General features: G+C 64.2%; 11 protein-coding genes. 7 read left to right on the forward strand and 4 right to left on the reverse strand.

Annotated elements, in window-relative coordinates:
- Both NTW26_06110 and NTW26_06115 read right to left on the reverse strand, forming a co-directional pair.
- Positions 1–222, reverse strand: a 222-nt coding sequence (locus NTW26_06110; GenBank protein ID MCX7021832.1) for a phosphate ABC transporter substrate-binding protein, incomplete at its 3' end; no start/stop codon positions are given.
- A 208-nt stretch (positions 223–430) separates the two neighbouring features.
- Positions 431–616 carry a hypothetical protein gene (locus NTW26_06115; protein MCX7021833.1) on the reverse strand — a complete coding sequence of 62 codons (186 nt, stop codon included), beginning with the start codon at positions 614–616 and terminating at the stop codon, positions 431–433.
- Positions 617–971: 355 nt separating this feature from the next.
- On the opposite strand from NTW26_06115, the gene NTW26_06120 reads away from it, so the two are divergent.
- From NTW26_06120 to NTW26_06140, 5 genes are all read left to right on the forward strand, one after another.
- A complete protein-coding gene (locus NTW26_06120; GenBank protein ID MCX7021834.1) occupies positions 972–1,376 on the forward strand; it encodes a hypothetical protein in 405 nt (134 codons plus the stop codon).
- A gap of 122 nt (positions 1,377–1,498) precedes the next feature.
- The gene (locus tag NTW26_06125; GenBank protein ID MCX7021835.1) at positions 1,499–1,966 is read left to right on the forward strand and encodes a GAF domain-containing protein; all 468 of its coding nucleotides are present in this window, start codon (positions 1,499–1,501) and stop codon (positions 1,964–1,966) included.
- Between the two features lie 320 nt (positions 1,967–2,286).
- Positions 2,287–3,432 carry a VCBS repeat-containing protein gene (locus NTW26_06130; GenBank protein MCX7021836.1) on the forward strand — a complete coding sequence of 382 codons (1,146 nt, stop codon included), beginning with the start codon at positions 2,287–2,289 and terminating at the stop codon, positions 3,430–3,432.
- Between the two features lie 34 nt (positions 3,433–3,466).
- Positions 3,467–3,646, forward strand: coding sequence for a hypothetical protein (locus NTW26_06135; GenBank protein ID MCX7021837.1), 180 nt, complete (start codon positions 3,467–3,469; stop codon positions 3,644–3,646).
- 374 nt (positions 3,647–4,020) lie between these two features.
- Positions 4,021–5,991 carry a T9SS type A sorting domain-containing protein gene (locus NTW26_06140; GenBank protein ID MCX7021838.1) on the forward strand — a complete coding sequence of 657 codons (1,971 nt, stop codon included), beginning with the start codon at positions 4,021–4,023 and terminating at the stop codon, positions 5,989–5,991.
- 223 nt (positions 5,992–6,214) lie between these two features.
- On the opposite strand, the gene NTW26_06145 is transcribed toward NTW26_06140, so the two are convergent.
- Complete coding sequence (locus NTW26_06145) at positions 6,215–6,595, reverse strand: hypothetical protein (protein MCX7021839.1); 381 nt, start codon at positions 6,593–6,595, stop codon at positions 6,215–6,217.
- A 37-nt stretch (positions 6,596–6,632) separates the two neighbouring features.
- Entirely contained in the window at positions 6,633–7,052 is a 420-nt protein-coding gene (locus tag NTW26_06150) for an SRPBCC domain-containing protein (GenBank protein ID MCX7021840.1), read from the reverse strand.
- Positions 7,053–7,389: 337 nt separating this feature from the next.
- On the opposite strand from NTW26_06150, the gene NTW26_06155 reads away from it, so the two are divergent.
- Entirely contained in the window at positions 7,390–10,743 is a 3,354-nt protein-coding gene (locus NTW26_06155) for a PD-(D/E)XK nuclease family protein (protein MCX7021841.1), read from the forward strand.
- Positions 10,736–12,580: UvrD-helicase domain-containing protein (locus NTW26_06160; GenBank protein MCX7021842.1), on the forward strand; the 1,845-nt coding region annotated here is incomplete at its 3' end. The genes NTW26_06155 and NTW26_06160, both read left to right, overlap by 8 nt.

A 12,580-nucleotide genomic window follows, 5' to 3' on the forward strand; every position in this document is an offset into this window, starting at 1 on the left:
GAGGGCGGTGATGCCGTCGCCGGAGCCGGTGCCGGAGACCTCGAGGTCGGCCGCCTCGTACACCTCGGCAACGGCCTGCATGATGGGGGTCACGGTGGTGGAGCCGTTCACGCTCAGGATGTCTACCTCCGACGGCTCACCGTTCCCCTCCCCGCCGCAGCCGGTGAGGGCCCCCGCGATAATGAGGGTCAGAGCGATGAGAATTGTGCTATATTTACGCACGCAAGCCTCCTTGTAGTGTTCTTTCTGGTGATGACTAGGGAACTTACGGGGGGTTGTGCATTCAGGTGGCGGCCTGGATGCCCTCTTTTTATGGCGCCCACGGGGTGCGTAGTCTAGACGGATGTCTCCCGGGCGCTTCCTCGGTTGACCGGCGGATCAACCGAACACTTTAAAAAAGGGAACACCGAATAAATGGTGTCCCCTTCTTTCAACACGGTTTCACGTAAAGAGAGCCTCCACCGCCGTCGTAGTGGAAGCCGAGCATGTCGTGGATCAGCTTCTGGTGGCGGCAGGCGACGAGGATGGATCGGATGACGAGCCGCCTGGAGCTGACCCGACCGGGTTTATTGTAGGTGAATTCGCCGTGGTGCGCGTTTATCGGGCTCGAATGCATCGTTTTTTCGTCGTCCGGCTTTACTTATTTTGCTTGCGAACCATTCTTTCCATTTTCACATTAGCATATTTAATTTTGTCAAGTCAATCTTTTTTTCGTCCGGCATCCACCTTGTTATATTTCAAGAAAATAGCCCCCGCCCGCCCATGCCTCCGAACACACTTTTCCTGAAGCGCAAGGCGGGCGGCTCCCGCGCGGCCCCGCCTTCGGTCGGACGGGGCGAAAACCGCGCCGCCCCGGCATCCCCACTTGACGGAATGTGATAATTCGGACTATTAGAAGCGCAGACACATCGGGGGGAACTATCCGACGGTTCTCGGGGTAAGAAGAGGCGGACAGAGGGGAGGTCGCGACCATGTCGAAAAGAGCACTTTTGACCGTGACGGCGCTTCTCTTCGCGCTCCCGCCCGTGTGGGCGGCCGACGAATGGGCGGGGGCCGACCTGGTGCTCAAGGTGGACACCGAGTACGCCTTCAGCCACGACTGGGGCCACATCCTGCGCTGCCGGGTGCGGGACGTGCTGAAGGGCGACTTCGCGGCTAAGGAAATCGCCCTCAACGTCTGGTTCTCCTTCGACGATTTCTACCCCTTCGCCCGGCACAGAGGGATAATCCTCGGCTTCGTCTTCTACGGCGCGGAGAACCCCTACGGCGGCTTCAAGGACTCCGACGGGAACTGGTGGCAACTGGTTAGCATCGGTTCAGGCGAGGAGGAGCCGCTGGTCGGTGGCGAGGAAAATCCGACCGAAAGCGACGATTAGGAAAACGACCCGCGCGCCGTCGCCGTGATACCACCCGCCTCTGGTACAATCGCCGCCGGGGCGGATTTTTTCTCGTATAATGGGCCGGGCTGTTCCGGTGGAAAATAAAAAAAAGGGGTGGGATGGACTGGAACCCTGGCACGCTCATCGGAGAGGTCCAACGCATCGTGCGGGGGCCGGGCGCGGATACCGAAAAGCTGCAGCGCGTCTGCGACCTCCTGGCCGAGCGGGTCCCGCACTACGACTGGGTGGGCTTCTACCTCGTCAATCCCGACAACGACCGGGAGCTGGTGCTGGGACCCTACACCGGGGCGGCGACGGAGCAAACGCGGATTCCCTTCGGCAGGGGCGTCTGCGGGCGGGCCGCCGATGAACGCCGGACCGTCGTCGTCGGCGACGTGACCCGGGAGGATAATTACCTCGCCTGCAGCGCGGCGACGAAGGCCGAGATAGTGACCCCCGTCTTCCACTCCGGCGTCATGGTGGGCCAGATAGACATAGACTCCCACACCACCGACCCCTTCACCCCCCGGGACCGGGAGCTGCTCGACGCCATCCGGCCCCTGGTCGCCCCCCTGCTGCATCCGTAGACTTACACAACCCTGCGCGGAGCCCCCCTTTCGTGATGCATGAAAGAACCGGCGGACCCATCGGTCCGCTTTTTTTATCCCGACCGAGGGCGATAGAGCCGGATCGCTCTGGCCGCGGGCGACCATTTTGCTGCGTCAGAACGCTAGGGTTTCCGCCCCGCGAGCGGGCGCGCACCCGGCTGACGGCGGAGAGTCAATTTTGCAACTTAAGCAATTACAAGAGGATACGATGTCGAGCCTCCCCGCGGGCCGATGACCATAGACCCGGAACGGTATTTGCTTTTAACTAATAGACGCCATAGCAGGCCCCGGAGAGGGACATGAGGGTTTCCAGCGGCGCGCCGATCATCATCGCCTTAATCGCGTCCGTCCTGGCCGACCGGGGCTTCCCGGATTCGGGGTGCTCCATCACGGAGAATTTCGACGGGGCGCGGTCCATCGCGGCCGCCGACATGGACGCGGACGGCGACCTGGACATCCTCGGCGCCGCCCGGTACGCGGGAGACCTCTTCTGGTGGGAGAACGCCGCCGGAACGGGCGCCCGGTGGCTCTCCCACGTGGTGGAGGACGACTTCCCCGGCGCGATGGCGATAAACACCGCCGACCTGGACTCCGACGGCGACCCCGACATCCTCGGCGCCTCCTGGGACTCCAGCACGATCGCGTATTGGATAAACGACGGCTCCGGCACGCGGTGGACCCGTCACATCCTGGACAACGATCTGAAGGGCGCCACCGCCGTTTGCGCCGCCGACCTGGATTCCGACGGCGACCTCGACGTACTCGGCGTCGGCCACCTGATAGACGAGATTGTCTGGTGGGAAAACCTGGACGGCCGCGCCTCGGACTGGGCGGAGCACAAGGTGACCTACTACTGCGAGGGGATCGGCTCGATTCAGACGGCCGACCTGGACTCCGACGGTGACCCGGACATCCTCACCGCGTCCTCCACCGCTTGCGGAATCGTATGGTGGGAGAACATCAACGGGGGTTCGGAGTGGACGGGCCATAAATTGGACGATACCCTGGGTGAGGCGCTCTGCGCCTTCGCCGCCGACCTGGACTCCGACGGCGATATGGATATAGTGGGCGCCGGGGCGGGCGACGACCGGCTGTCCTGGTGGGAAAACGCCGACGGCTCCGGGACGAGCTGGATCCGGCGCGCCGTCGAGAAAAATCTGGCCGTCTGCGCCGTCCATGCCGCCGACCTCGACGCCGACGGGGACGCAGACATCATCGGGGCCTCGGCCACGGGCGACACCGTGCGGTGGTGGGAAAACGTGGACGGCCGCGGGACGAGCTGGTACTCGCACACCGTGGATACGGAGTTCGGCGGGGCCTACGCGGTGAACGCCGCCGACCTGGACGGCGACGGGATGGAAGACATCGTCGCCGCCGCCCTGACCGACGACCGCATCCAATGGTGGAAAGCAAGCGCCGTGTCCCTGGTGTCCAATACAAGGTGAAGGTAGCCGCCGGTCCGTATATACGCAACGACGGATGACGCACCTCGAAGCGGTCGGCGAGCTACGGTTGGCGGGTTCTCGGAGCCCGCCTTTTTTCGTTGGTTCAACCGAGCCCGACACCGTCCTCTTCTCTGCTCATCCATCGCCCCAATCCGACCGCCCCGCCATCAAAGCCTCCCGCCTGGACCCCATAGACGCCCTGCGGTACGAGTAGATATCGAAAGCAGGCCGGGCCCTGCGTTTTTCAGAAGTAGCCTTTTTTATTATCCCGACGCCTTGACACTCGGTTATTTTCGGACTAAATTAGCTATGTCAAGGAAGAATAAGATGGGTGGTGGAGTCATGAAAGCGCTTTGCTCAACGGTAATCCTACTTGTCTTGGCGTCTGTCTCCTCGGCCGGTGAGTGGCATATTGAAGATGTGGACCTCAGTCTGCCGGATAACTATAGCGATACCTCAATTAGGTTAGACAGCGCCGATATACCTTACGTAGCCTATTTTAACGATTTTAACGAGGATAGATTACTACTCGCCAACAGAGAAGGAGGCACTTGGAGCATAGAAACCGTAGACGAAGAGGGACCGTTTATGTTCTATGTATCTCTTGAGCTGGATAGCCTTGACAGACCCTGCATTGCGTACTACCAGGATTACCCGGAAAGCAACCTGAAGTACGCCCGCTGGACGGGAACCGAGTGGATTATTGAGACGGTGGACAGTGAAGGATACGTCGGCGTTTACTGCTCCCTTGCCCTAGACTCGTCTGACCGTCCCTGCATAGCCTATGCAGACGCACATGATGGAGATTCCAGCGATTTGAAGTACGCCCGCTGGGACGGCGACGAGTGGCTATACGAGTACGTTGACACCGGAGGCGATACCTGTGTTTACATTTCTCTGGCTCTGGATTCATACGACCGTCCCCACATCTCCTATCAGAAAAAAGATGACGTAGATGACCTCCGGTACGCCCACTGGGACGGTTCACGTTGGCTTGTCGAGACAGTGGACGCAGCAGAGGGCAACGCGGGAGCCTTTTCTTCCATCGCCGTGGATTCTCAAGATAGGCCTCATATAGCCTATAAATACGCAAATTTCGCAAAATACGCCTATAAAGACGGTTCTGGATGGCATATCATCACGGTGGACGCCGAAGAGGGTATCAGGTCTATGGGTTTCACTTCGATTGCGCTGGATTCTACGGACCTGCCCTATATCTTGGATTATCAAAGGGCTGAAATTTTCGAGTCACCTCGTTGCTCCCACTGGGACGGGGAGCGGTGGCGGTCAGAATACGCCGACCCCTATAATATCAGTTTTCGCAGCTCCATCGGGGTTGATTCGCACGACCAACCTCACATAAGCTACATCGGCCGTGGTGCAGGTAGAAGTGGTATCGGCATTAAATACGCCTGGTGTGAAATCTTCTTCCATCTCTTGAGCCCCGGCCGGGGGAAGGTCGTCACCACGCTCACCCCCACGCTGGACTGGACCGACGACGACAACCCCGACCTGGCGAGCTACACCCTGTGGTGGGGGACCGATCCGGACTTCGTAACCTACAACGAGGTCACGGATATAGGCGAATCGGAGTATACGATACCAAGCGGCATCGAGGACGGGGAACGCATCTACTGGCGCGTGAAGTCGCTGGATGACCAGGGTGGGGAATACTGGGCCGAGGAGATAGACTGGTACTTCGACGTGGACCTGTCTTTAACCCCCGTCTATCACCTGCTGAGCCCCGAGAAGGGCGAAGTAGTATATGCATTCCCCTTTACGTTTGACTGGGAGGACCACGATCTTGAAGGTCTCGAAAGTTACACGCTGTGGTGGGGGACCGATCCCGACTTCGAGACCTATAACGAAGTCACGGATATTGTCGAGTCGGAGTATACGTTATCGGGCGGCATCGAGGACGGGGCGCGGGTTTACTGGCGGGTGAAATCGCTGGATGACGAGGGTGGGGAGTATTGGGCCGAGGAGCTGGACTGGTACTTCGACGTGGACCTGGGCGGCGGGGTGAACCTCGCCGACTTCGGCGCGGGCGCGACCGACGAGGGCGTGCTTATCAACTGGCGCCTCTCGGGCGAGGAACCGGCCGGGGTGCGCGTCCTGCGGGGTGAGGGCGAGCCGGAGATCATTTCCGGCGTTCTGCCCGGCGATTCATCGAGATACCTCGACCGTGGCGTGGAGCCCGGCGAGAGTTACGCCTACTGGCTGGAGGTTGTCGAGGCCGACGGGTCGGTCTCCCGCTTCGGCCCCACGGAGGCTATCGCGGTTCCCGAGGAAACGTTTACTCTCGTCCTCTACGCCGCCTATCCGAGCCCCTCGCGGGACGTCGTCAACTTCGTCTACTCCCTGCCCGTTGACGGCCGCGTCGTCCTAACGGTGTACGACCTCTCGGGTCGGCGCGTGGCGACGCTGGTTGACTCGGAGCTGACCGCGGGCCGCCACGAGGTTGCCTGGTCCTGCGCCGATGTGCCCAGCGGTGTTTACCTCTACCGCCTGGAAACGAATGCCGGATCGCTGACGCAGCGGCTGGTCGTCAGCCGGTAGCGGCCCCCTTTCCCTGTGGGAGCGGCGCGCCGACGGGATGGGGGTGAGGGCTGCCTTTGAAAAACACGGGCCGACCGCAGAGGGTCGCCCCTACGTCATCGCAAGAAGCGGAAACGGCGGGGATTCGCCCGGGGCGTAGCTCGCTGCGCTCGGTTAAAATCCCCGTCCTACATTTCGGCGTAAGGCGGGGGCTTAAATAACGGGCGGGTGTGGACACCCGCCCCTACGACCGATATGTAGGCGTTGACGTAGGGCGGCAGGCGGCGTACCCGGCGTTGGTCTCGGCGTCCTTCTGGGCGAAGTCGAGGGCCTTGAAGAACTCGATCAGCACGGACTGGGCGGCGAACTTGGCCGCCTTCTGGGCCATGGCCCGCGCCTGGGCCACGTTGGGGTTGTCGGTGTTGGCCACCGATGTGCCGGTCACCACCAGCAATTCCCCATCCACCGCCATGTCGGCGTAGTAGGAGGTGAAGACGTACATGGTGCCGTCATCTACCTGCGCCCGGGCCGGTGGCGGGACATCCGACGTCTCGATGGGCGCCAAGTCGGCCGAAACGGCCAGGGGCGTCAGCAGCAGCAGAATCGAGAGAACTCGCATGGTCATCCTCCAGGCCTCTCCGGTCGGGATCCGACCGGGGCGGCTAAACGGTTTCCTTCAATCGCGCTATAGCGTTCTTCCAGACGACGTCGAACCAGCGTTCGGCCTTGAGCCAGCGGTCGCAATCCCCGAACCCGTAGTGCTCCAGCCGCAGGCGGCAACCGGAACCGGTCGGTTCCACGCTCACCGCCACTGTGGTCGAGCCGGGCTCCATGAACTCGAACTGCTCCTCGTTGCCGGCCCAGGAGACTTTAAGCTTTCCAGGCTCGTATTCCAGCACTTTGCAGCCCAGGGTGCTGTTCACCTCCGGTCGCGCCGAATCCCAGAATAGTTCGTACCGGCCGCCGACCCGGGGCTCTACGTCGGCCCGCTCGCACAGCCAGCGGGCGAGCTTCTCCGGGGCGAGGAACCAGTCGAGGACCTCGTCGGGCGGAATCGGCAGATCTACTTCGTGCTCTATCATGTCATGTATCTTAATCCGACGGCGTCCCGTCGCCCGCTAACGCGGCCCGGGCGGCGCCTAAAATGATTAAAAGGACCGCCGTCGCGCGTTTCCCTTGTAATAAGTCGAATCTCGATAAGAAGAGATTACCAAAGTATGACCGAATCCGGTGCATTCTTCAAGTCGAACCACCCCGGACCGAACGATTGTTCGCCCCTTCGGGTCGGGACGCCGCCGACCCGCGGCGTGACGGATCGGACCGTGCCCGCCGCTCCCCGTAATTTTAAGGAACGCCCGTGACCCGCGCTGTCAAACGCCTGTGGTATTATGGCCATCGAAGGTAAAAAGGAGTCATCCGATGCTCATCGATCGGGAATTCTGCACGGGCGACTGCTGGCTCCTGGCCGGTTCCGGAGCCGTACAGCGTCGTTTGAAAGAAGAGATTTCGGTCAACGGCGGTTTCGATCCCGGCGTCCGGGTGTTGACCCTGGACGAGGCCGCCGAGCTCCTCTCGCGGCAACCCACCGATGAGCCCCGATTACTGACCCGTGGGGAGCCGGTGGCCCTGGCTTCCAAGCTTTTAGCGGACCACGCCGGCGAGTTGCCCTACTTCCGGCGGTTCAGCACCCAGGGGGAGACCGCCCTGGAGGGCGTCGCCGGTCCCGTGGCCCAGGCCCTGCGCCTACTCGGCCAGGAGGGGGAAATCCCGGCGAATACGGTCAAGCTGCGCGACCTCGCCCGTCTCATCGAGCTGCGAGGGGAAGCGTGCCGCAAGCTCCGCGTCGAGGAGCCCTTCGAGCGCCAGCGCCGACTGGCCCGCCTGCTTGACGCCGGGGAGCTGAAACCGCCACCCCGGGCGGTGCTTTTTCTTCCCGCCCACCTCCACCCGGCCGAGCTGGAGCTCGTCACCGCCCTGGACCGCCGCCTGGAACTGCGGGTGATCGTCGAGCCCGAATTCGCCACGGCCGACGAGAACCGCCCCTCGACCCGCCACTTCGCGAAAACCAGGGTCGGGCTGGAGCGCCTCCGGGCGGTGAGAAGCGAGATTGCCGAAACGCGCCCGGAGCGCGAGGGCCTGGTCGAGTGGCTCTTCGACGGCGGGGACCGGCCGGCGGAGAAACCGGAGTACATCCGGATCTGGTCGGCCCCGGACCGCCGGGGCGAGGTCGTCGCCGTAGCGCGGGAAATAAAGCACCGGGCGGCGGAGGGTGAGCCCCTGGGGCGGTTCTCCATCGTCGTTCCCAAATTGGAGCCCTACGTGGCGCTCCTGGCCGCGGAGTTGGCCGAGCGCGGCATCCCCTTCAGCCTGCCGGGCGGCGAACCGTTGTTCGCCAGCGCCCCCGCCCAGGTGCTCCTGGCCCTGTTGAAAGTCCTCCAGCGGCCGGGGAGGGAGGAGCTTTTCGCCTACTGGGGCCATCCCGCGCTCACACCACCCAAGCTGCCCGAGCCGGACGAGGTTTATAAAACTCTGGCGCCGCAGCAGCAGTTTCTGCCGCCGACGCCCCAGGGCGACCCCGCCCGCTTCTGGAGCAATAACCCCCCTGAGAACCGCGACCTCGACCCCGCCGCCTTCGATTTCCTGGCCCGCAAGGCCAACGTCACCGGTCTCCCCCGTGGATGGGAGGACAGGCTGGATTTAAATGAGCGCCTGACACAGGCCTGGCTGCGACCGGTGCTCAACCGCCTGCGCCTGAACGCGCTGCGGGGGCGGGAGGAGGGTGAGTTCCTGGCCGACGAAGCCGCGGTGAAAGAGACGCGGCTGCGAATCTACCAGCTCGCCGCCGTGATCCGCGAACTCAAACGCCTGGAGGAGCTTCGCGATTCCAAGCTGGAGGTCGAGGCGCTGGTCGGGAAAATCCGGGAGGAGCTGGAGCGGCGCGATTTCACCCAGAACCTCCAACGCCGTCTGCTCGATCAGCTTCGGGATTCGACGGGCGATCCCGCCTGGGCGGTCATCGAGCGTCGGCGCGCCGAGGCGGTCAGCCGGGCCGGTCTGGAGCTGGGCAAAGCGCTGGACGCGGTGGTCGGGGTGGCCCGCTTCTCGGATCGTAAGCTAAAGCGGCCCCTCACCGGCCTGGATGCGCTGCGGCGCCTGGTGGAAGGGGAGCTGGCCGCCCGTTCCGTGCGCATTCCGGGTCCGGACGACGCGGTAACCGTACGGGAGTTGGGTCGGACCCATGGCTGGTCGCCCGGCGAGGTCTTCGTCCTGGGGCTGTCCAACGAGGATTTCCCGGCGAGGCCGGAGCGCGGCCTGCTCCACCGGGATTCGCTCAAACGGCAGGCCGACCCCCACGACGAATCGGTCTGTCTCCTGGCCCGCCTGCTACGCCGGGCCGAGAGGCTCTGGCTGTCGTATCCGGCGGCCACCGTTGAAAACGAGGCGCAGCCGGCCCCGCCGCTCAACGACCTGCGGGACCTGTGCGGCCGGAGCGAGCCCCCTGGTCACGACGTCCGTGAAAGGCCCACCTCGTCGGCCGAGCTGGCCGTCGCCGACCCGAACCACGGGCTGCGCGACGGCTCGGTGCGCGGGGCGATAAAATACGCCGCCCTCGTGATCCGCGAGGTGGCCTCTCCCGACCCCACCGCCTACGACGGAAAGGTGAACCGGAAGCTGCTCGACCCGGTCCCCGGCGCCGACCGGCGGGGCGAGCTGGCGGTGACCAAGCTGGAGCAATACCTCACCTGCCCGCGCCGCTACTACTTCGCCCATCTTTTGGGGCTGGAAAGATTCCCCGAGGTCCGCGACGAGGCCGAGGCCGACGTCGTCGGCATCGTCACCCACCGGGCCCTGGAGCTTTTCTTCGCGGGCTCGCGAAAAGAGGGAAGGCGCCCCCTGGAGCCCTGGTCGGACGGCCCGCTCGGAGAGGGCAACTGGGAAAAGGCCTGCGGCCGGATGCTGGAGTGCGCCGCTCGGGCTTTCGTCGGGCAGGGTATCATCGAGCCCAACGCCAGTCCGCCGCCGCTGGAGCAGATGCGGACCGGCCTGGTCAACGCCAGCGCCGCCCTGGACGCCCAGCGCGAGGAGCTGATCCGCGGCCTCGACGACCCCGACGCGAAAGCGCCCTACGGCATCCTCAAGGGAGCCCTGGTCATCCAGCGCGAGCTCATCCGGACCCTGCCCACGGAAATCGAGTTCAGCTTCGGCGGCGACAATGGGAATCCACTGGAGCTGGGCGACCTGCGGCTGACCGGACGGGTGGACCGCCTGGACCGGGACGAGAATTTCGGCCGGTTGGCGATTTACGACTACAAGACCGGCTCCGGTAAAACCGGGATAAATGACCCGCCGGACAATCTCCGCAATCTTCAACTGCCGCTCTACGCCCTCGCCGCGCGTCGGCTCTACGATAGGGACGGCGCGATGGGCCTGCGCGCCGCGGAAATCCGGCTCCACGAAAACTACCGTAACTTACCCCCCGACGACCCGACCCAAAATAGGCCTCTCGAAGGGGCGGTACAGGAAAAGGTGGCGGTGGGCAAACCCAATCGGGCGTGGGTCGTGTCCGACGAGTTCACCCAGAAAATGCTGGAATTCGTGGAGGTCGCCGTTCAGGAGCTGTGGGACGGCATCGTCAACGGCCGCTTCCACCCCCCTCCGGAAATCAAGGACGAGACCTGCAAGTACTGCGACTTCCGCCCCGCCTGCGGCGAGGATTTCCAGGCCCGCAAGCTGTGCCGCCTCCCCGGGGAAGGGGGTGGGGCCGATGGCTAAGTCCTACGCCCTTAGCCCGGAGCAGAACGAGACCGCGGACATCCGCCGCTCGGCCGTCGTCTCCGCCGGGGCCGGCTCGGGCAAGCCCCGCGTACTGGTGGCCCGCTCCCTGCGCCTGCTCGCCGAGGGGGTGAAACCCTCCCGCATCGTGGCCATGACCTTCTCGCACAAGGCCGCCGCCGAGCTCCGCCAACGCATCGACGAGGCTCTCTCCCACGCCTTCCATACCCGGACGCTGGAGGACGAGCCCATCGCCGAGGAGGTCCGCCGGCGGCTCTTCGAGGCCCGCACCCGCCTGGGCGAGGGGCACATCGGCACCATCCACTCCTTCTGCCAGACCCTCCTGGTCGAAGAGCCGACGCTGATGTCCGACCGCCCCGGCTTTTCCGTCCTCGACCAGACCCGGGTCAACCAGCTGAAGCGCCTGGCGCTGCGCCGGGCGGCCTGGGCCAGCGACCCGCTGACGAGCCCCCTGGCGAACCGAGCGCAGCGAGCTATGCCCCTGGCAAAACTGCGCGACGCCGGTCTCACCCGCCGGGCCATCGAGGGAATGACCCTCGATCTTTTGGACAAGGGCTGGGAGCTGGACGAGGCGCGGGAGAATCACGAGCGGCCCGGGGAGGTGCTGGAGGAGCTCATCGCCCGTTGCCGGGAGGAGGCGGTGCGCCTGTACCTCGATGAGCTTCCCGAGGACATCCTGGCCCTGATGGACGGGCAGCTCTCCGATGCCGACCTGGTGAAGAAACTGCGCGAGAAGGAGCTTCTGGGCCTGAACGCCCACGAGATTTTATTGCGTCTCCGGGACCTCCTGGGCCGACTCATCGGCGGAGAGGTCAACTTCGATACGATGATCGGCAGGGATCTCGATTTATTGCGCGGGGTGAAATCCCCACCGGGGATCAACGTCAAGCACCTCCACGGATTTAACACCTTCAAGGCCGTCGGGGGCAATTCGGAAAAAACCCCCAAACACGCCGGCAGCGACACGGCGAAAATCGAGAAGGAGGCCTATCGGCTCACCGGCGTCCTTTTTGGCTGGCTCGACGAGGTGGGCGCAGAGTACCGCAAGCTGAAGGTCGGGGAGCTGGGCGCCGACTACAACGACCTCTTGGACCGCGTCGCCGAGGGGCTCGCCGGCGACGGGGGTCTGGTGGATGTCCTGCGCGGCCGCTACCGCCACTTCCTGGTTGACGAATTCCAGGACACCGACCCGCGCCAGTGGGAGATAATCCGCGCCCTGGCCGTGCCCCGGGGCAAGGAAATCGACGACGGGAGCCGGACGCTCTTCATCGTCGGCGACCGCAAGCAGGCCATCTACGGCTTCCGCGGCGGCGACAACACCGTCTTCCGCAAGGCCGAGGGGGAGCTGGAGCCGCTGATTCGCCAGACCAAAACCCTGGCCGACAACTACCGCTCCCGCCAGGCGATTCTCGATTTCGCCAACCCGGCCTTCGAAAAAATCTTCTCCGCCGACGCCGACTTGATCACCCACGACCCCGAGGGCTCCACCGCCGTCAAGCCCCAGACGATGAACCGCGCCCGCGAGGGCGGCGAAGGCGGCTCGGTGACGGTGATCAGCCCCGCGGAGTCGGCGGGGAAAGTGGATAAACTGGCCGGGGCCCTGCTCACCGCCGGGATTATCGGCGAAATTCTGCGGGGCGAATTCCCCGACATCCCCGCGCGCGAGGATTACCCCAACGACAAGGTCCGCGACGGCAGGCTGTCGCTGGTGGGCGTCCTGGCGCCCACGCGGGAGCAGTTGACGCTCACCGCCGCGGCGCTGGACTGCCTGGGGCTGGGCGACGGTTACGCCCTGGCCCGGGGCAGCGGCGTCTTC

The organism is bacterium, from assembly GCA_026398675.1.
GTDB lineage: Bacteria > RBG-13-66-14 > RBG-13-66-14 > RBG-13-66-14 > RBG-13-66-14 > RBG-13-66-14.

Coding starts and splice junctions, on each gene's coding strand:
- NTW26_06140 (MCX7021838.1), top strand. CDS start 4,021: ATGTTCTATGTATCTCTTGAGCTGGATAGCCTTGACAGACCCTGCATT.
- NTW26_06135 (MCX7021837.1), top strand. CDS start 3,467: ATGACGCACCTCGAAGCGGTCGGCGAGCTACGGTTGGCGGGTTCTCGG.
- NTW26_06145 (MCX7021839.1), bottom strand. CDS start 6,595: ATGACCATGCGAGTTCTCTCGATTCTGCTGCTGCTGACGCCCCTGGCC.
- NTW26_06120 (MCX7021834.1), top strand. CDS start 972: ATGTCGAAAAGAGCACTTTTGACCGTGACGGCGCTTCTCTTCGCGCTC.
- NTW26_06150 (MCX7021840.1), bottom strand. CDS start 7,052: ATGATAGAGCACGAAGTAGATCTGCCGATTCCGCCCGACGAGGTCCTC.
- NTW26_06155 (MCX7021841.1), top strand. CDS start 7,390: ATGCTCATCGATCGGGAATTCTGCACGGGCGACTGCTGGCTCCTGGCC.
- NTW26_06115 (MCX7021833.1), bottom strand. CDS start 616: ATGCATTCGAGCCCGATAAACGCGCACCACGGCGAATTCACCTACAAT.
- NTW26_06125 (MCX7021835.1), top strand. CDS start 1,499: ATGGACTGGAACCCTGGCACGCTCATCGGAGAGGTCCAACGCATCGTG.
- NTW26_06130 (MCX7021836.1), top strand. CDS start 2,287: ATGAGGGTTTCCAGCGGCGCGCCGATCATCATCGCCTTAATCGCGTCC.